11 protein-coding genes and 2 pseudogenes are annotated in these 19217 nt (G+C 71.4%); 5 read left to right on the top strand and 8 right to left on the bottom strand.

Annotated elements, in window-relative coordinates:
* Positions 1-130 precede the first annotated feature (130 nt).
* The 3 genes from B9S57_RS12925 to B9S57_RS12915 form a co-directional block, all read right to left on the bottom strand.
* Entirely contained in the window at positions 131-676 is a 546-nt protein-coding gene (locus B9S57_RS12925; protein WP_103515709.1) for an AAA family ATPase, read from the bottom strand.
* A gap of 66 nt (positions 677-742) precedes the next feature.
* On the bottom strand, positions 743-1450 hold the full coding sequence (locus B9S57_RS12920) for a DUF2470 domain-containing protein (protein ID WP_103515703.1): 708 nt from the start codon (positions 1448-1450) through the stop codon (positions 743-745).
* 189 nt (positions 1451-1639) lie between these two features.
* Positions 1640-2293 (bottom strand): CatB-related O-acetyltransferase, encoded by a 654-nt coding sequence (locus B9S57_RS12915; protein ID WP_103515702.1) that lies wholly within the window; start codon positions 2291-2293, stop codon positions 1640-1642.
* Positions 2294-2400: 107 nt separating this feature from the next.
* Between B9S57_RS12915 and B9S57_RS12910 the strand changes: the two genes are divergently transcribed.
* Both B9S57_RS12910 and B9S57_RS12905 read left to right on the top strand, forming a co-directional pair.
* Entirely contained in the window at positions 2401-3015 is a 615-nt protein-coding gene (locus B9S57_RS12910) for a TetR/AcrR family transcriptional regulator (protein WP_103515701.1), read from the top strand.
* 288 nt (positions 3016-3303) lie between these two features.
* A pseudogene (locus B9S57_RS12905) lies at positions 3304-4404 on the top strand (right-handed parallel beta-helix repeat-containing protein); the annotation flags it as partial.
* Positions 4405-4532: 128 nt separating this feature from the next.
* Here the strand turns inward: B9S57_RS12905 and B9S57_RS12900 are convergent.
* Positions 4533-5294: a DeoR/GlpR family DNA-binding transcription regulator gene (locus B9S57_RS12900; RefSeq protein WP_103515700.1), complete on the bottom strand. Its 762-nt coding sequence runs from the start codon at positions 5292-5294 to the stop codon at positions 4533-4535.
* Positions 5295-5496: 202 nt separating this feature from the next.
* Here B9S57_RS12900 and B9S57_RS12895 point away from each other — a divergent pair, with 202 nt between their 5' ends.
* A complete protein-coding gene (locus tag B9S57_RS12895; RefSeq protein WP_103515699.1) occupies positions 5497-6963 on the top strand; it encodes an L-fucose/L-arabinose isomerase family protein in 1467 nt (488 codons plus the stop codon).
* 833 nt (positions 6964-7796) lie between these two features.
* Here B9S57_RS12895 and B9S57_RS12885 read toward each other — a convergent pair.
* The 3 genes and pseudogenes from B9S57_RS12885 to B9S57_RS12875 all read right to left on the bottom strand — a co-directional run.
* A complete protein-coding gene (locus B9S57_RS12885) occupies positions 7797-9617 on the bottom strand; it encodes a SpoIIE family protein phosphatase (protein ID WP_103515697.1) in 1821 nt (606 codons plus the stop codon).
* Positions 9618-10092: 475 nt separating this feature from the next.
* The gene (locus tag B9S57_RS12880; protein ID WP_103515696.1) at positions 10093-10740 is read right to left on the bottom strand and encodes a 3-oxoacid CoA-transferase subunit B; all 648 of its coding nucleotides are present in this window, start codon (positions 10738-10740) and stop codon (positions 10093-10095) included.
* Positions 10740-11382, bottom strand: a pseudogene (locus B9S57_RS12875) (CoA transferase subunit A); the annotation flags it as partial. The pseudogene B9S57_RS12875 and the gene B9S57_RS12880, both read right to left, overlap by 1 nt.
* 242 nt (positions 11383-11624) lie before the next feature.
* On the opposite strand from B9S57_RS12875, the gene tkt reads away from it, so the two are divergent.
* Together tkt and B9S57_RS12865 are read left to right on the top strand one after the other, a co-directional pair.
* Entirely contained in the window at positions 11625-13805 is a 2181-nt protein-coding gene (gene tkt, locus B9S57_RS12870) for a transketolase (protein ID WP_103515695.1), read from the top strand.
* Between the two features lie 122 nt (positions 13806-13927).
* Positions 13928-16315: a SpoIIE family protein phosphatase gene (locus B9S57_RS12865; RefSeq protein ID WP_103515694.1), complete on the top strand. Its 2388-nt coding sequence runs from the start codon at positions 13928-13930 to the stop codon at positions 16313-16315.
* Between the two features lie 42 nt (positions 16316-16357).
* On the opposite strand, the gene B9S57_RS12860 is transcribed toward B9S57_RS12865, so the two are convergent.
* Positions 16358-19216, bottom strand: coding sequence for an NHLP bacteriocin export ABC transporter permease/ATPase subunit (locus tag B9S57_RS12860; protein WP_103515693.1), 2859 nt, complete (start codon positions 19214-19216; stop codon positions 16358-16360).
* Position 19217 lies beyond the last annotated feature (1 nt).

Genomic DNA, 19217 nt, shown 5'->3' with positions numbered 1-19217 from the left:
GGACACTCGGCGGAAGCGTCGGCCGACCCACGGAGGGGTGCCCGGAAAGCGTGCCGTCGTAGCCAACCGGCGGGCGCACGCCGGAGCGGAACCGTTTGTCGGCAGGCTCGGCCCCGGCGCCCAGGGGGCTTCAGTTGTCGAGGGCCGGCAGCTCCGCGAGTCCGGTCTCGCGCATGACGCGGTCGATCGTCCGTTCCAAGGCGCTCCTGCTGTCGACGACGGCCTCGATCCCGCCGGGCAGAAGATCGCGCTCCCGGTACCAGTCGCGCAGGTGCTGCTCGGTCACCTGCGCCCGGTACAGGGCATCGGCCTTGGAGGAGTGCCGGACGAACGTCTCGTCGAGCGGCACGTCCAGGTAGTAGCAGCGGGAGACGCCGCGGTGGTCGGCCACCAGGCCGGTGAGCATGTCGCCGTAGCGGTCGGCGTACAGGATGCCTTCGACGACGGCGTGGTAGCCGGCTTCGAGCGCGTAGCGCGCCACCGTGTCGATCAGGCCCATGTTCGCGCCTCCCGGCCGGTCGAGCTCGCGCAGCACGACCCGTCGGAGGTTGTCCTGCCCGACCACGGCGAGACCCCGGCCGAAGCGGTCGCGGATCCCGGCCGCCACCGAGGACTTGCCCGATGCCGAGTTGCCCCGCAGGACGATCAGCCGGGTCTCTTCGCTTCCCGTCTCCATCCGGAACACGCTACCGATCCTCGAGGAGGCCGCGGGCCCGTACGGCCGGGGTTCCGAGGCCCGGGGTCAGGTGAGCAGCTGGTTACGGTGGGAGGCGCGGCGGGCGGCGGCCAGCAGGGCGTGGATCTGGGGGCCCGCCTGGTCGAGACGGGACACGGCCTTCGCGAACGGGAGCCGCACATCACGGTGGGTGCTGGAGTACTCCAGACGCAGGGTCACGCCGTAACGGTCCAGGGCCAGGGGGAGGACCCGCCTGGCACCCCTCTCCGGCCGCGGGTGCACGAGCCGGAGGAGCAGGGGGACCAACTCGTCGTGTTCGTCGACGAGATGGGTCAGCATGCCCGCCTCGCTGGTGGCGACCGGATCGGGCTCCGTCTCCTGGAGGGTGCCCAGCGTGACGAAGCTCCGGCCCCTGTGGTCCTCGAAGACCGCCTGGCCGAACTCCATGCAGGTGCTCTCCGAGGCTTCCGTGCTGTACGGGGCCGAGAGCAGGCCCGTCACCGTGACACGGGCCCGCGTGCGGTCGCGCACCGGCGTGGGGGCGATGTCGGTGAACTCCAGCCGGACGGGGATGCACGGCCGCGCCGGTGCGTGACCGGCCTCTGACGGCTCGTGCAGGTGGATGTGGCCCATCGCGGCCGTGCCGTCGAGGCGGTGCACCTCGATGGGATCGAGCCCGTCACTCACCACCGTCATCGAATGGGCCGCGGTCAGGATCGACAGCACACGTTCGGCGGGGGTGGGCAGGGTGACGCGGGAGTGGAAAGGACGCATCCAAGTTCTCCAGAGAGGAGCGGGCGGGGAGACCTCATGAGATTTACTTAGGTATGCCTAACTTAACTCATGAATCCCGCTTCGGGTGGCGCGGCACTCTGCCCGACGAGTGTTCGGACCCCTCGCCGGCGGTCGGGCTCTCCGGGGGCGGCACGGGGCCGGAGTGTGTGGTGTCGCGAGGGCTGGGTGTCAGGGGCGACGGGCCTGCGCGGCGGCTTCCTCCAGGTCGGTGACGGTCCCCGACATGATCGTCCGCACGTGCTCGGTGACGTGCCGCACGGGCCAGTCCCACCAGGCCACGGCGAGCAACCGGGCGACGTCCGCGGCGTCGTGGCGGGTGCGGATGAGGCGGGCCGGGTTTCCGCCGGCGATGCCGTAGTCGGGGACGTCGCCGGTGACCACGGCCCCGGCGGCGATGATCGCACCATGGCCGATCCGCACGCCGGGCATGACCGTGGCCCCGTGCCCGAACCAGACGTCGTTGCCGACGACGGTGTCACCCCGGCTCGGCAGGCCGGTGATCAGGTCGAAGTGCTCGGCCCAGGAGCCGCCCATGGTGGGGAAGGGGAACGTCGACGGGCCGTCCATGCGGTGGTTGGCGCCGTTCATGAGGAACCGCGTGCCCGTGCCCAGGGCGCAGTACTTGCCGATGACGAGTCGCTCGGGCCCGTAGTGGTAGAGAACGTTGCTCGTCTCGAACGAGGTCGGGTCGTCCGGATCGTCGTAGTAGGAGAAGTCGCCGACCTCGATCAGCGGCGACTTCACCAGCGGCCTCAGCAGGACGACGCGCGGGTGTTCGGGCATCGGATGGAGCACGGTGGGGTCGGCGGGAACTGGGGGCATCGGTGGGGCGGTTCCTCTCGGAAGGGTGCGGTCTACTACTGCGACAACTGTTGCGTTAAGATGCTTGCACGGCCCGGTACGTTGATCAACCGAATACGGGAATCCTGATGACAGACCCGACGGACACGCCGCCGGACCGCCGTCCGGGCGGTCGTACCGCCCGCATTCGCGCCCAGGTTCTCGACGCGGTGCGCGCCGAACTCGCCGAGAGCGGTCACGAGGGGCTGACCGTGGAGGGCGTCGCGACCCGCGCCGGGGTGCACCGCACCACGGTCTACCGCCGCTGGCACGACGTGGGTGGGCTGCTCGTCGACGTCATCGACGCCGCCGGTGAGATCGGGTGGCGGCCACCGGACACCGGATCCCTGCGCGGCGATCTGACGGCCCTCAACCAGGAGATCCAGGAGTCCCTGGTCGTCCGGCCGTCGTTCGCCGTCGCCCTGATGGCCGCCTCGTTCCACTCCGAACGGGCCGCGCGGGCCCAGACCCGGCTGTGGGCGGACCGTTACGTCCAGTGCGAGATCCTCGTCGAGCGCGCCGTCGACCGCGGCGAACTGCCCGCACGGCAGGCGGACGCACGGAGCCTGCTGATCGCCGCCACGGGGCCGCTCTACCACCAACTCGTGCTCCTGCGTGACGATCCCGACCCGGACCTCCCTGAACGGGCCGCCGCGGCGGCGGTGCTGGCGGCTGCCGCGGGCGCATTCCCCGTCCGTCCGTGAGGAGCTGAGCCCCCGTCCGTCGCGACGCCCGTGCGCGGCGCGTCTCCTGGTCACCCCGCCGCCCGTGGGGCCGTTCCGGGCCGCACGGGCGCCGGGGTGCGGATGTGGTGCCCGAGTGGGAACCGTTGACAAATGTGTGACCTGCTAGAAACCTGTCACCTCGACACAGCAAAAAATTGACCGGATCACTCAAAATTTAGGCAATACGCGCGAGTTCACGGCAGGTGGCCTGCTCTCTCACCTGTTCGGCGTCCCTGATCGTCCCCCCGTCGGTGTACCGGCAGCCCTCAGATCCTGACCGACGACCCGCTGGACCGGGGCCAGTTCAACCAGGTCGGCATCAGGGACGTCACCATCCGTGGCGCGGGCATGTGGCACTCCCAGCTGTACACCCTGACCCAGCCCCAGAACGCAGGCGGCATCAACCACCCGCACGAGGGCAACTTCGGCTTCGACATCGACGACAACACCAGGATCTCGGACCTGGCGATCTTCGGCTCCGGCACCATCCGCGGCGGGGACGGCAACGCCGAGGGCGGAGTGGGCCTGAACGGGCGCTTCGGTGAGGACACCGCGATCACCAACGTGTGGCTGGAGCACGCGAACGTGGGTGTCTGGGTCGGTCGCGACTACGGCAACATCCCGGACCTCTGGGGACCCGGAGACGGTGTCGAGTTCACGGGCATGCGGATTCGCAACACGTACGCGGACGGCATCAACTTCGCGAACGGAACGCGCAATTCCACGGTGTTCAACTCCTCCTTCAGGAACACCGGTGACGACGCGCTGGCCGTGTGGTCGAGCAAGTACGTGAAGAACCCCACGGTGGACATCGGCCACGACAACCACTTCCGTAACAACACGATCCAGCTGCCGTGGAGGGCCAACGGCATCGCGGTCTACGGTGGTTACGGGAACACGATCGAGAACAACATCATCTCCGACACGATGAACTATCCCGGCATCATGCTGGCGACGGACCACGACCCGCTGCCCTTCTCCGGGCAGACGCTGATCGCCAACAACGCGCTCCACCGCACGGGAGGGGCGTTCTGGGGCGAGGCCCAGGAATTCGGCGCGATCACGCTGTTCGCGGCGGGCCAGGACATACCCGGTGTGACCATCAGGGACACCGACATCCACGACTCCACCTACGACGGGATCCAGTTCAAATCGGGCGGAGGCTCCGTGCCCGGAGCGCAGATCTCGCACGTCCGCATCGACAACTCCGTCAACGGGTCCGGGATCCTCGCCCATGGCGGAGCGCGGGGCAGCGCGACCCTGACCGATGTCACCGTCACCGGTTCGGCCGACGGTGACGTGGTGATCGAACCCGGATCACAGTTCGTCGTCAACGGCAGCGCCGGGGGAGCGGCAGCGCGCAAGTAGTACGGATCCCCGTCCGGGCCGGTCGCTTCCGCTCCGGACACGACCTGGCCTCCCGGCCGGCCCGCCGACGGAGCGGGCCGGCCGGAAGAGCGGCGGCCGGGAGCAGGGCGTTCCCCCGGACACAGGAGTCACATGAGCTCGACCAGGTCCCGGTAGGGATCGAGCCGCTCGTCGCCCGGCGCCAGGTCGGTGACGAGCATGTCGGCCTCGTCCAGCGGCAGGCACTTGGCCACGGCCCGACGGCCCAGCTTCGAGGAGTCGACGGCCAGGACGATCCGCTGGGAGACGGCCGTCAACGCCCGTTTCACCGCAGCTTCGTCCGCGGTGAACTCGGTCGATCCGATGGAGTCGTCCAGGAAGGTCGCGGACAGGAAACAGGTGTGCAGGGCGAATTGCTGGAGCGTCACCTGTGCCAGCGGGCCCACCAGGCTCCCCGTGTGCGGATCCGCCGTGCCGCCGGTGGCGTAGGCCCTGCACCCAGGGGTCCTGGACAGCTCATGGAACGTCTCGAAGCCGGTGGTCACCGCCGTCAGGTCGTGCACCGGCTGTTCCTTCAGGCGTCGCGCCAGGCCGTGGACGGTCGTCGAACCGTCGAAGCCGATGCCGCCCTTGTCGGGCACGAGGGCGAGGAGTTTCGCGGCGATCAGCTCCTTGGCCGCCGTGGAGCGCCCCAGGCGATGGTCGAACGTCCACGCGTCGACGGGCACGGCCCCACCGCGCACGCGGCGGATCTCGTTACGCCGCTCAAGCACCTGCAGGTCGCGCCGGATGGTCATGGTGCTGACTCCACAGGCACGGGCCAGGGCGTCGACGCGGCGTACCCCCTCCCGGAGCGCCGTGATGATCGACGCCCTCCGGTGGTCCCCCTCGGCGATCGTCTCCTCTGACATGGTCTGTTTCTACCACGGTGAACATGAAGCGCCAGCAGCACTTTCACGCCTCTCCGGTGGCGGCCGCCATCGCCTCCCGCCCGTGGAATCCGGGGGCACGGGATCCGCTTCGGCCCATAGATTGATACGTTTCAACCTCTTGTCGGGATGTGTCATCGCTGTTTAGTCTCGCCCCAATGGAACATCGGAGAAGGAGCGCTCGATGACCGATGACATCTCCTCCGCGGTACTCGACGGGGCTCTCGCCCGCACCTGGCGGCGGCCTACGCGAGTGGGACTGGTGTCCGGCGGGCTCGGTGCGTACTGGCCGCAGTTCCCCGGTCTCCTCGACCAGATGCGGGAGTCGGCGCTCTTCGTCACCCGGCGGTTCGAGGCCATGGGCTGCGAGGTGGTCGACGCGGGCTTCATCTCCGACCCGCGGGAAGCCTCCAAGGCCGCCGAGACGCTGCGCGAGGCCGACTGCGACATCGTCGTCACGTTTCTGACGACGTATCTGACGGCGTCGATGGTGCTGCCGATCGCGCAGCGCACCCACACGCCCGTGCTGGTCATCGACCTCCAGCCGACCGAGGCGATGGACCACCCGAACACCGGCACCGGCGAGTGGCTGGCCTACTGCGGGCAGTGCCCACTGCCCGAGATCGCCAACGTCTTCCGGCGCAGCGGGATCTCCTTCCGCTCGGTCTCGGGCCATCTGCACGACGAGAACGCCTGGATGCGGATCGGCAGGTGGATCGGGGCGGCGGGCGTGCGCGGCGCGATGCGTCACGGGCGGCACGGGCTGATGGGCCACCTCTACCCGGGCATGCTGGACGTCTCCACGGACATGACCCTGGTGTCCGGCCAGTTCGGCGGGCATGTGGAGGTGCTGGAGTTCGACGACCTGCGGGTGCGGGTCGCCGCGGTGACGGACGAGGAGGCCGCTGAGCGGGTCGCCCTGGCCCGCGAGGTGTTCACCCTCGACGCCTCCGTGAAGGAGGAGGACCTCGACTGGGCGGCCCGCGTCTCGGTGGGGCTGGACCGTGTCGTGGAGGACTTCGCGCTCGACAGCCTGGCCTACTACCACCGCGGCCTCGACGGCGAGATCCACGAGCGCCTCGGCGCGGGCATGATCCTGGGTGCTTCCCTGCTCACGGCGCGCGGGATCCCGGTCGCCGGGGAGTACGAGCTGCGCACCAGCCTCGCCATGCTGGTCGCGGACACGCTCGGTGCGGGCGGGTCGTTCACGGAGCTCCAGGCGCTCAACTTCCGTGACGGCGTCGTGGAGATGGGGCACGACGGACCCGCGCACCTGGCCATCTCGTCGAAGGACCCGCTCCTCCGCGGCCTGGGCGTGTACCACGGCAAGCGCGGATACGGCGTGAGCGTGGAGTTCGACGTGAAGCACGGGCCGGTCACCACGTTCGGGATCGGCCAGGAGGCGGACGGCACGTTCAGCTTCATCGTCTCCGAGGGCGAGGTCGTCCCCGGACCCCTGCTGGAGATCGGGAACACCACCTCCCGGGTCGACTTCGGCTTCGACCCGGGGGAGTGGACAGATGCCTGGTCCTCGACCGGTATCGGCCATCACTGGACCGTCTGCACCGGCCATCGCGCCAAGGACTTCAAGGCCGCAGCCGACCTGCTCGGCCTTCCCTTCCGGCAGGTCGACCGCCCCGACGACCTGTAACTGATCGTTTCGGCAGAGGTCCGGAGTCGCTCATGTCCTGGGACTCCCGCACCGCACCGAGAGACATCCGAGCCGGGCAACGGCACGCTGTGCAGCCCAAGAAGGCGCTGAGCCACTGTGGCGTCGCCGGTCCGGGGTGAGGGCGGCAGCGGCGATCGGCGACATGCGAGGGGGGCTACGGTGCGCGTGGTGAAGGATCCGTCAGGACTTCAGGCGGGCCACACCTCGTTCGACCGAAGCCCGTACTGCCGAGAGCGCGCCGTTGACGGTGCTCTGGCTCTTGGGCCGACGGGTTGAGACTTCGAACATCTCCCCCACGGCACAGGAGACTCGTGCGTGACAAGCTCGACAGCTTGACCGGTGGCGCGGCGGTTCGGTGAGCATGCCCACCGCGTCTGGTGGGCCCTGCGGACGTACGCGCCGGTTCATCACGCCCCGGCAGGCGGCCCGTGGTCGTTCAGGCTGCCGAACACCCATCTCGCCGCGCCGGTGACGGGGAGGAGGGGGGCGTCGGAGGCGGGGGCCGGCGTACGGTTACGGCGACTGCTGCTCGACCAAAGGGGCGCGAGGGGCGTTAGCTGGTCCCTCCCGGTAGGTCCGACGGGCGGGCCGCCGCCACGGGAGCGAGCGCCCCGGTGAGCGTGGCGGCGAGCAGGAGTGGGGCGGGGAGCTGCTTGCGGTTCATGGTCTTCCCCCTGGCGTGTGGCCCGGATCCCGCGGGCCGGGCGGTCGTTCACCGACGACCCTGCCAGGGCGGCGGGTCGAGGTCGGTGCGTCCCGGCCCCGAATCAGTGGTGTTCCCGCCCCCCTTTTCGGAAGCCCCGTTGTGCGCGTCAGGCGGGCTCGGACGTGTCCCGGACCGGGGTGTCCTCGACACGGGAACCCGGCGCACCGCGGTTGGCGGCTGCCGGACTGTGCGCGTGCTGGGGCGGTGCCTCGTCGCCGGCGCCGCACCCTGCCGGAGGGGTGCGCAGGACCAGCAGGGCGACGTCGTCGCCGCTGGGGTCGATGCGGGCCAGGAGCTCGTCGAGGAAGTCCTCGATGTCCCGGTCGACCAGGTCCGCGGCGTGCCGGCGCAGCGTGGCGAGGCCCGCCTCGATGTCCCGGGTACGGCTCTCGACCAGCCCGTCGGTGTAGAGCAGGAGGGTCGACCGGGGCGGGAGAGCCGCGCGGGCGTCCGGCCATCCCAGCCCCAGGTGCAGGGCCGAGCTGAGGCCGAGCAGGGGGCCGTGTCCGTCCTCGAGGAAGCGGGTGTGCCCGTCGGCGGTGATCAGGAGCGGCGGCGGGTGCCCGGCGTTGACCCAGTGCAGCTCCCAGGGCCCGCCCTCGGGGCCTTCGATGCGCGCGAAGACACAGGTGGCCATGGGGGCGTCGCTGGTGTGGGTCATCGCCTCGTCCAGACGGCGCATGATCAGGCTGGGCGGCTCCGTGCGGTCCCAGGCCAGCGCGCGCAGCATGTTGCGGACCTCGGCCATGTGCGCGGCGGCCTTGAGGTCGTGTCCGACCACGTCCCCGATGACCATCGTCAGGACACCGTCGCCGAGGAGGAAGGAGTCGTACCAGTCCCCGCCGATCTCGGCGGCGCTCTCGGCCGGCCGGTAGCGGGCCGCCAGCGTGAGGTGGTCGACCTGCGGCAGGGGGGTGAGGAGCTGGCGCTGCATCGTCTCCGCGACGTGGCGCTGCTGCTCGAAGAGTTCGGCGGCCTCCATGACGAGGCCGGCGCGGCGGGCGATGTCGGCCAGCACGAAGACCTCGGCGTCGCTGTAGGAGGAGCCCGAGGCGGCGCGCGCCACGGTCAGCGCGCCGAACACCTGCCGCCGGGTGTGCAGGGGCACGACGACGGCGCAGGCGCCTCCCAGGCGTTCGAACAGTTCCCGGTGCGCGCTCGCCAGAGGGCTGTCCGGCTCCTGCGCCAGACGCTCCGCGTCCAGGACAACGGGCTCGCCGCCCCGCAGCGCCTGGACCACCGCCGAGCGGGTGGACTCGGGCAGGGCGGGCAACGGCCCGGTGAGCCCCTCCACCGCCCCGTGGTCGCCGGGGGTGCGCACGGCCACCCGTTCCATCCCGCCCGGCTGTTTCGGCGTACGGACATCGATCGCCGCCCAGTCACCCAGGTCCGGCACGAGCAGCCCGGCCAGCCTGTTCAGCATCTCCGGTGTCTCCAGTGCGGAGATGAGGACGGTCGAGACCTCCGCCACCATCGTCAGCCGGGCGGTGAGCCCCTCCAGGGCCGCGAGATGGGCCCCGGTCTGCTCGGCGGCGTCCCGGTGCAGGCTGAAGTCGTGGAAGACGACCACCGCACCCTCCACACGCCCCTCGTGCCTCAGGGGGGTCGCCGCCCAGATGACGGGCAGCAGGCTGCCGTCGCCGCGCAGGAAGAGGTCCTCGCTGCCCTCCGCCGGCCGGCCGCCGTCCAGGACGGTGAGCAGACCGCACTCGTCGCGGGGGACCCTCCCGCCGTCGCGCCGGCGGTGCAGCAGGTCGTGCATGTCGTGACCGAGCATCTGCTCCTGCGGGAGGGCGAGGAGCTCCTGCGCCCGGGGGTTGCACGCGGTGAGCAGGCCGGTGGTGTCGACGACGAACACCCCCGCGCCCAGGCTGTCGAACACCGTGCGCATGAAGCCGAACTCCATCAGCCCGTCCGCGGACCTCACGGAGCGGCCCTCGCGGCCTTCGGACGGTCCCTTCCGCCCGTGTGCGAAGCCATCACGCCGTCCGGCCCGCCCGGCGGCATCCGCACGGGCGGCGCCGGATACGCCGCCGGGTACGCGGTCTGGGAGGTCATGCGCTCATGCCTTCCGCTTCGTGGACGGAGCCGGACCGGTCCGCCCGGCGAGGGGCGCCGGACGGCCCCCGCGGCACCACAAGCATCTGCTCATCATTCATCCGGTACGCCTGTTCCGCCGCTCGGGAGGGCCCGGCCGCCTCCTCCGCACCCCTGCCGGCCGGGCGCGGAGGCATGGCCCGGCGGCACGGCAGCGGCCTCATCCGGGGGCTACCTCTCCAGGGCCCGCGCGGAGCCGGGCGGGCTGCCGAGGGTGGCCGGTCCCGACGGCTCGGTGGCGCGGGCCGGGTTCGGACGGCCCGGGGCGGTCCGCCTCGCCGAGCGGCCCCGCCCCGGGGCGGAACTCATGACACGCTTCGGCCGGCCGTACGGACCGGGGCTGCCGTCCTCTCCAGGACCTCGGCGGTGCCCGCCCCCGGTGCGGTCTCCACCAGGACCAGACCGTCGTCGGTCACGTCGAGCACCGCGAGGTCGGTGATGACGCGGTGGACGCAGGCCTTCCCCGTCAGCGGCAGCGTGCACTCCTCGACGATCTTCGGGCTGCCGTCCTTCGCGGTGTGCGTCATCGTCACGATGACGCGGCGTGCACCGTGCACCAGGTCCATCGCCCCGCCGATGCCGGTCACCATCCTGCCCGGCACCGCCCAGTTCGCGAGGTCGCCCCGGGCCGAGACCTCCATGGCCCCGAGCACGGCGGCGTCGATGTGACCGCCCCGGATCATCCCGAAGGAGAGCGCCGAGTCGAAGAACGAGGCGCCCGGCCGGACGGTCACCGTCTCCTTGCCCGCTTTGATCAGGTCGGGGCCGACGTTCTCGTCGTACGGGAAGGCGCCGGTGCCCAGGATGCCGTTTTCGGACTCCAGGACGACGTGCACCCCCTCGGGCAGGTGGTTCGGGATCAGCGTCGGCAGCCCGATGCCGAGGTTGACGTACTCGCCGTCGCGCAGCTCGGCGGCCGCCCTCGCGGCCATCTCGTTCCGGTTCCAGGCCATCAGTCCCTTGCCTCCCGCTCGCTGACCGTCCGCTTCTCGACCTTCTTGTCCACGGCCTGTCCGGGGGTCAGCCCGACCACCCGCTGCACGAAGATGCCCGGCAGATGCACGTGGGCCGATCTCGCCCGGTTCGACCAGTTCCTCGACCTCCGCGACGGTGATCCGTCCGGCCATGGCGGCGAGCGGGTTGAAGTTCCGCGCGGACTTGTTGAGGACGAGATTGCCGTGCCGGTCTCCCTTCGCCGCCCTGACGAGGGCGAAGTCGGTGCGGATGCCGTGTTCCAGGACGTATGCGGTGCCGTCGAAGTCGCGTACCTCCTTGGCCGGGGAGGCCACGGCCACGCCGCCCCCGCTGTCGTGGCGCCAGGGGAGTCCGCCGTCGGCGACCTGGGTTCCCACGCCGGCGGGCGTGTAGAACGCGGGTGTCCCCGCCCCGCCCGCCCGGAGCCGCTCGGCCAGGGTGCCCTGCGGGATCAGTTCGAGCTCCGGCTCACCACCGAGGTACTGCCGGGCGAACTCCTTGTTCCCGCCGATGTACGAGCCGGTCACCCGGCCGATGCGGCCGGCGGAGAGCAGGACCGCGAGACCGGAGTCCATCGCCCCGCAGTTGTTGGACACGACATCGAGATCGCTGACACCGCGAGTCTCCGCCCCCTTCAGGTGCCTGCCGGGGGCCGCCGGGGGTAGGCGACCGGTCGGCGGGGCGTGCGCCCGCCGCCATCCGAGCCGGGCGTGTCCCGCCCGGCGGGCATCGGGAGCCCCACCGCACAGCCGGGCCCGCTCCGGGTGCGGAGGGCGCCGCGTGAACAGAGGATGCGAGGGGTGGCGAGCCGCACCGAACGGCCCCGTCGAACCGAGAAGCGACATCCGAGGGAGACAACACCATGGCGCCCGAGCGATCCTCTTCCGGCAGCACGGCGTCACGAGACGCCGGGCTCGCTCTTCCCGTGGCCGGACGGGCTGGCTGGAGCGACGTGGACGTGCGGGCGGTGGACACCGTCAGAGTCCTGGCCGCCGACGCCGTCCAGAAGACCGGCAACGGCCATCCCGGTACGGCGATGAGCCTGGCACCGCTCGCCTACCTGCTGTTCCAGCAGGTCATGCGGCACGACCCCGCCGACGACCGATGGCTCGGCAGGGACCGCTTCGTCCTCTCCTGCGGCCACTCCAGCCTCACCCTCTACATCCAGCTCTACCTGGCCGGCTACGGCCTGGAGATGGACGACCTCAAGGCACTGCGCACCTGGGACTCGGCGACCCCCGGGCACCCCGAGTACCGGCACACCAGGGGCGTCGAGATCACCACGGGCCCGCTGGGACAGGGAATGGGCGCCTCCGTGGGGATGGCGATGGCGGCACGCCGGGAGAGGGGACTCCTCGACCCCGACGCCGCCCCCGGCACCAGCCCCTTCGACCACCACGTGTACGTGCTGGCGTCGGACGGCGACATGATGGAGGGCGTCGCGTCCGAGGCCGCCTCCCTGGCCGGTCATCAGCAGCTCGGCAACCTCATCACCTTCTACGACTCCAACCACATCTCCATCGAGGACGACACCGACATCTCGTTCAGTGAGGACGTCCCGGCCCGCTTCGCGGCGTACGGCTGGGACGTGCAGACGGTGGACTGGACCCGGACGGGCGACTACGTCGAGGACGTCGACGCGCTGCTCTCGGCGATCGAGGCGGCGAAGGCGGAGCGGTCCCGGCCCTCGTTGATCATGCTCCGGACGATCATCGGCTGGCCCGCGCCGACGAAGCGCAACACCGGCAAGGCGCACGGCGCGGCGCTGGGCGACGACGAGGTCGCCGGCACCAAGCGGCTCCTCGGCTTCGATCCCGAGGTGTACTTCCCGGTCGAGGATGACGTCCTCGCCCACACCCGGGCGGTGGGGGAGCGGGGCAGGGCGGCCCGGGAGAGCTGGCAGCGGGTCTACGAGGAGTGGCGGACAGCCGACCCGGAGCGGGCGGCGCTGCTGGACCGGCTGCGGGAGCGGAAGCTGCCGGCGGGCTGGACCGACGCCCTCCCGGTCTTCCCGGCCGATGCCAAGGGCATGGCCACCCGCAAGGCCTCCGGAAACGTCCTCACCGCGCTCGCTCCGGTGCTGCCCGAGCTGTGGGGCGGCTCTGCCGACCTCGCGGGCAGCAACAACACCACCATGGACGGCGAACCCTCGTTCGTCCCCGCCGACCGGCAGACCGCGGAGTTCACGGGAGGCCCCTACGGCCGGACCCTGCACTTCGGCATCCGTGAACACGCGATGGGCGCCGTGCTCAACGGCATGGCCCTCCAGAGCCTGACCCGTCCCTACGGCGGCACCTTCCTCACCTTCAGCGACTACATGCGGCCCGCGGTCCGCCTCGCCGCCCTGATGCAGCTGCCCGCCACCTATGTGTGGACCCACGACTCCATCGGCCTGGGCGAGGACGGACCCACCCACCAGCCCGTGGAACACCTGGCCGCCCTGCGCGCCATCCCGGGCCTCGACGTCGTACGCCCCGGCGACGCCAACGAGACCACGGTCTGCTGGCGGACGATCCTGGAGCACACCGACCGCCCCGCCGGCCTCGTCCTCACCCGGCAGAACCTGCCGGTCCTCGACCGCGCCGACGGTGTCCACGCCGCCGCCGAGGGGGCGGCGCGCGGCGCCTACATCCTCGTCGAGGCACCCGAGTCCGCGCCCGACGTCATCCTGGTGGCGACGGGATCGGAGGTCCAGATCGCCCTCGACGCGCGCAAGCTGCTCGCCGACGAAGGCCTGGCCGTGCGCGTCGTCTCGATGCCCTGCCGCGAATGGTTCGCCGCGCAGCCGCTGCCCTACCAGGACGACGTGCTCCCGCCCGAGGTGCGCGCCCGCGTCAGCGTCGAGGCCGCCGTGGGGCAGGGCTGGCGCGAGGTGGTCGGCGACGCCGGCCGGATCGTCAGCCTGGAGCACTACGGCGCGTCCGCCGACTACCAGCGGCTGTACGAGGAGTTCGGCATCACCGCGGAAGCGGTCGCCGCGGCCGCACGCGCGAGCATCCGGGACGCGGTGCAACCCCCGATGCCGGGCGGGCGAAGGGCGTAGGCCGTCCCTCGCGCCGCTGCGGCGGCAGCGGCCGATCGCTGTCCGCCAGGTGTGCCGCGGTTGTGCTCCCCTGCGGAGCAGCGGATTCTGTAGGGGACGGGAAGGGGGGCCGGTGTGACGCCATGACTGCATGGAACGCGGAGCAGACTGCCGATTTCCGTGGTCCCCTCGACGTCACCAGGGCGGCCACGGCGGTCCTCGACGCCCAGGACACGGTGATCGGATGGAGCCCTGCGGCGGAACGGCTCCTCGGCTACCGGCCGCACGAGATCGTCGGCCGGCCCCTCTCCGCGTTCCTGTCACCCGGCCGGGCGTTCCACGCTCCTCCTCTCCCCGCCTCGTCCCGGGCGAACGGGATCCGGACCGCACGGCACCGGGACGGGTACGAGCTGACCGTCGCCACCGCGGTATGTCCCCTGCCGGGCGCCGGCCCGGCGGAGCGCGTGCTCCTCGCGACCGAGCTGAAGGACCTCCGGCTGTGGGAGTCCCGGCTGGCCCTGCTGAACGGACTGGCCTCCCAGTCACCTCTCGGCCTGGCCATCTACGACACCGACCTACGCCTGACCTGGTGCAACGCGGCGTTCGAACGAGAGATCGGGCAGCCGTTCCACGAGTTCCGCGGTCGCCGGGCCGATGAGCTGTACTCCGACGGAAAATTCGTGACGCAGGGGCATCCGCCCACGCTCGACGCGGTCATGCGACACGTACTGGACACCGGCGAGCCCATTCTGGACCTGCACTTCCAGGGCCGGCCGCCCAGCGACCCGGAGACGGACCACCTCTGGTCCTGTGCCTACTACCGGCTCCAGGACGCCGACGGCCACGTGTTCGGGGTGTGCGAGGACGCCTTCGACATCTCCGAGCGCTTCAAGGCCCAGCAGCGTCTGGCCCTGCTCGTCGAAGCAGGGCGCGGGATCGGCACGGCCCTCGACGTGATGGTCACCGCCGAGAAGATCACCGAGGTCGCGGTCCCGGAGTTCGCCACCACGGTCACGGTCGACCTCGCGCGCGCGGTGCTGGAGGGTGAGGTGCCGGCCACCGGCGACTCGGCGGCGATGGCCCTGGTGCGGGTCGCCCGCTGCTCGACGGAGGACGCCGGCGGTGCGAGTCCGGACCCCCCTCCCGCGAACCGCTCACCCGTGGACTACCCGCCCGGTTCGCCCCAGGACCGCAGCCTCTCCTCGGGCGGCCACGTGCTGGACGAGACGGTCCTGGTGGTGCCGCTGCGGGCCGGGAACAGCATGTTGGGGCTCGTCACCTTCATCCGCGGCACCCGCTCGTCCGTCTTCGACAGCGGCGAGGTGGCCCTGGCCGACGAACTGGCAGCCCGGACCGCGGTGTCCATCGACAACGCCCGCCGCTTCACCCGTGAACGCACCGCGTCCCTGGCCCTGCAGCGCCAGCTGCTGCCGCAGTACGTGGCGGACCAGTCGGCGGTCGACCTCGCCCACCGCTACCTGCCCGCGGACGACGTGACAGGGGTCGGCGGTGACTGGTTCGACGTCATCCCGCTGTCCGGAACCCGGGTGGGACTCGTCGTGGGGGACGTGGTCGGCCACGGTCTGCAGGCTGCCGCCACCATGGGGCGGCTGCGCACGACCGTGCGCGCGTTCGCCCAGCTGGACATGGACCCCGTCGAACTGCTGTCGCGGCTCGACGACCTGGTGGGGCAGTCCGCCCAGGAGCGGTGGGGCGAGCTGGGCACACCCGACGGCACGGACGCCGATGTGACCACCGGGGCGACCTGCCTCTACGCGGTCTACGACCCGGTCTCGAGGCACTGCGTCATGGCCAGGGCCGGGCACCTGCCGCCGGCGGTCGTAGGCCCGGACGGCGTGGCGTCGTTCCCGGACCTGCCCGCGGGTCCGCCCCTGGGCCTCGGAGGCCTGCCGTTCGAGTCCCTGGAGATCGAGCTGCCGAAGGGCAGCCTGCTGGCCCTGTTCACCGACGGCCTGGTCGAGGCCCGCGACCGCGACATCGACCACGGACTCGACGCCCTGGGACGTGTGCTCGGCGACCGGCACGCGTCCCTCGAGGAACTCTGCGACCGGACCGTGGCGGAACTGCTGCCGGAGGGCCCCGCGGCCGACGACACCGCTCTGCTGCTCGTGCGCACCCGCGAACTCGACAGCTCGCAGGTCGCCGACTGGGAGCTGCCCCCGGAGGCGGTCACCCCGGGCAGGGCCCGGGAGCTGGCCACCGGACAACTGCACCGCTGGGGCCTCGACGAGCTGGCGTTCGCGACCGAACTCGTCGTCAGCGAACTGGTGACCAACGCGGTCAGGTACACCGAAGGACCGCTGCACGTACGTCTCATCCGTGACCGCACCCTTCTGTGCGAGGTCGCCGACACCGGCCACACCTCACCGAACCTGCGCCACAGCGGCGAGGACGACGAGGGCGGGCGTGGTCTGTTCATCGTCGCCCAGCTCGTCAAGAGGTGGGGAACGCGCTACACCCGCTCCGGCAAGACCATCTGGACCGAACAGGCCCTGCCCGAGGAGGAATGAGAGCACCGCGGCCGCCGCTCGGGCCGACCACCCCCGAGGACCTCAGGTCATCTGGCGCCGCACCAGTTCGTGGAGCTGCCCGCGCGTGTCCGCGAGGAGCTCGGCGGGGGGCCCCTCCTGGACGGCACGGCCGTCCGCCATGACGATGACACGGTCGGCGTCCATGACCGTCGACAGCCGGTGCGCGATCACGACGCGGGTGGCCCGCAGGGACCTGGTGCTCTCGATCACGGTGCGCTGGGTCTCGTTGTCGAGGGCACTGGTCGCCTCGTCGAAGAAGAGGATGCGGGGGCGCCGCACCAGTGCCTGGGCGATCATCAGCCGCTGGCGCTGGCCCCCGGAGATCGAGCCGCCCCCGGAGATCATGGTGTGCAGACCCATCGGCATACGCTTGATGTCCTCGGCCAGCCCCGCCATCGCGGCGGCCTCCCACGCCTCCTCCTGGGTGAAGACCTCCGCGCCGCAGATGCAGTCCAGGATCGATCCGGACAGCGGCTGGGCGTTCTGCAGGACGACGCCGCACTGACGGCGCACGGCGGCCCGGTCGAGCGCCGTGAGGTCCTGGCCGTCGTACAGGACACTGCCCGAGACCGGCCTGTCGAAGCCGATGAGCATCCTCAGCAGCGTCGACTTCCCGCATCCGCTGGGGCCCACGATCGCGACGAACTCGCCCGGACGCACGGTCAGCGACACCTCGTCGAGGACGACGGGACCGTCGTCGGAGTAGCGGAAGGTGACCCCCCTCGCCTCGATCTCCCCGGAGAGCTCACCCGGCTGGGTGCTGGCACCGCGTACCTCGGGCGCCTCGTCCAGCACCGGCCTGATCTGCTCGAACATCGGCAGCACCGCAGCGGCCGACACGAACGCCCCGGTGAGCTGGGTGACGGCCGTCAGCAGCATCGTCACGGACGTGTTGAAGGTGAGGAACTCACTGGCCGTCAGGGAACCACGGGCCGGGCCCGCCAGCAGGACGAAGACGACCAGCGAACAGAGCGGGAGATAGACCGCGTTGAGGACCGTCGTCAGGTTCTTGATCCGGCCCGCACGCTTCTGCAGCTCACGGCTGCGCGCGAACTCCGCCGCCCACGCCCCGTACGCGAAGCTCTCCGCCGCGGCCACACGCAGTTTGGGCAGGCCCCGCAGGGTCTGGAACGCCTGGTTGTTCAGCTTGTTCCCCAGCTCGACCAGTCTGCGCTGCCAGCGGAGCTCCCACATGCCCATGGTGAGGAACACCCCGGCGATGACCACCAGCATCGCCACGGCGGTCAGAGCCAGCGGGACGCTGAACCAGAGCAGCAGACCCAGATTCATCACTCCGAGGGTGCCCGCCTGCACCACGACGGGACCGGTGCCGGACAGCACCCGGCGGATGGCGCTCACCCCCATCGCCGCGCTCGCCAGCTCTCCCGTCGAACGCTCCGTGAAGAACTTCGTCGGCAGCCGCAGCAGTCTGTCCCAGACCGCGGGCTGGAGGGTGCTCTCGATACGCCCCTCCATCCGCAGGATGGTGAGGTTCTGGAGCAGCATGAAGGCCGCGGAGACGACACCGGCGATGATGACGGCCAGCGACACCTGCACGATGAGGTCGTTCCGGGCGTGGGGCACGTACACACCGAGCACCTTGCCGGTCGCGACCGGCACCAGGGAGCCCAGCGCGACCGTCACCAGGCCGGCCAGCACCAGATTGCGCAGGTCGCGCCGGGTCCCGAAGAGGCCGAAGCGCAGCAGCTGCCTCTTGTTCAGGGGCTGCTCCGGCAGTGGCCTGTAGAACATCACCGCCCGCGCCTCGAACTCCTCGGCCGAGGCGCTGTCGATCCGGCTGCGCCGCCCGGTCAGAGGGGTGACCGCCTCGTAGCGGCCACGGCGCCAGAGCAGCGCGACCGGCGCCCCGGACGCGGTCCGCTGGCCCACCAGCGGACCGGAGTTCTCCCGCCACCAGCGCCCGTCCAATCGCACCGCTCGGGTGCGGATGCGTGAGGCGACCGCGACACGCTCGACCGGGTCGATGCGGTCGCTCACCGCCCCGCCCGTCGCGGGTTCCGCGAGGACGATCCCGGAGTCCCGGGCCACCAGGCGGCAGGCCGCGTACACCGCGTCGTCCGATCCGCCCGTCGCGCGCGAAGCCCCCCTGGCGGACCGGCCGATCGAGGTCAGCAGCGCCTGGTCGGCCTCCTTGCGGACGGCCTCGCCCGCCTTCATGCCGGCCGCGGTCCTGTCCTCGTGCGCCCGCTCCAGCTGTTCGATCCAGCGGTCCAGCGCCGACAGCAGGCGGTACTGCTGGTTGACCATGCCCTGCCACATGGCCGGGTCGACGAGCAGGTCGCCAGCGGCCTCCGCGCTGAACGCGGCGCCGTACTGGATGCCGCCGGGCGACACCGGCAGCCAGAGGATGTCGTCGTCGCCCGCGGTCCCGTCGAGGGTGGTCCGGCCGTCCAGCGGGGCCTCGAACAGCACGCGCTGGCTGCGGCCCACACCGAGCGAGAACGCGTGCTCCAGCAGGCTGAGTGTGGCGTCACCGGTGTCGTAGTGGCTGCGGTACTGCCCCTCGTACACCCCCTGGCCGGCGTATTCGGGCCGGTACAGCTCACGCAGCGGGATCCGGCGCAGCACACACTCCTGGAGCGGCCGTCCGACCAGGGTGTGCTGCGGGCCCTCGACCGGGCCCAGGACGAGGGTCCCCGGTTCGAGTCTGCCCAGGAAGTGCCAGTGCCCCTGCTCCAGCGCGTCCACCGCGAACAGGTCGAGGGCGCCGCCCACGACGAGCCAGAGGACCTGGGGGCCTTCCAGCGACAGGCTCCTGCGCCCGGTGCAGTCGACCTGCTCGCCGAGGGCTCCCAGCGCGCCGATGACCGGGTCCTGCCCGGGGGCCCCGGTGCTCGCGACGGGCGGTGCGGATGTCACG

The sequence above is a fragment of the Streptomyces sp. SM10 genome (assembly GCF_002910915.1).
In the GTDB taxonomy this organism is placed as follows: Bacteria; Actinomycetota; Actinomycetes; order Streptomycetales; family Streptomycetaceae; genus Streptomyces.
The sequence above is the reverse complement of the archived record's forward strand: the minus strand, read 5'-3'. Positions and strand labels throughout refer to the sequence as shown.

Bases quoted from the DNA above. Each gene is read 5' to 3' on its own strand.
- B9S57_RS12925 (WP_103515709.1), bottom strand. From the start codon at position 676: ATGGAGACGGGAAGCGAAGAGACCCGGCTGATCGTCCTGCGGGGCAAC.
- B9S57_RS12920 (WP_103515703.1), bottom strand. From the start codon at position 1,450: ATGCGTCCTTTCCACTCCCGCGTCACCCTGCCCACCCCCGCCGAACGT.
- B9S57_RS12915 (WP_103515702.1), bottom strand. From the start codon at position 2,293: ATGCCCCCAGTTCCCGCCGACCCCACCGTGCTCCATCCGATGCCCGAA.
- B9S57_RS12910 (WP_103515701.1), top strand. From the start codon at position 2,401: ATGACAGACCCGACGGACACGCCGCCGGACCGCCGTCCGGGCGGTCGT.
- B9S57_RS12900 (WP_103515700.1), bottom strand. From the start codon at position 5,294: ATGTCAGAGGAGACGATCGCCGAGGGGGACCACCGGAGGGCGTCGATC.
- B9S57_RS12895 (WP_103515699.1), top strand. From the start codon at position 5,497: ATGACCGATGACATCTCCTCCGCGGTACTCGACGGGGCTCTCGCCCGC.
- B9S57_RS12880 (WP_103515696.1), bottom strand. From the start codon at position 10,740: ATGGCCTGGAACCGGAACGAGATGGCCGCGAGGGCGGCCGCCGAGCTG.
- tkt (WP_103515695.1), top strand. From the start codon at position 11,625: ATGGCGCCCGAGCGATCCTCTTCCGGCAGCACGGCGTCACGAGACGCC.
- B9S57_RS12865 (WP_103515694.1), top strand. From the start codon at position 13,928: ATGACTGCATGGAACGCGGAGCAGACTGCCGATTTCCGTGGTCCCCTC.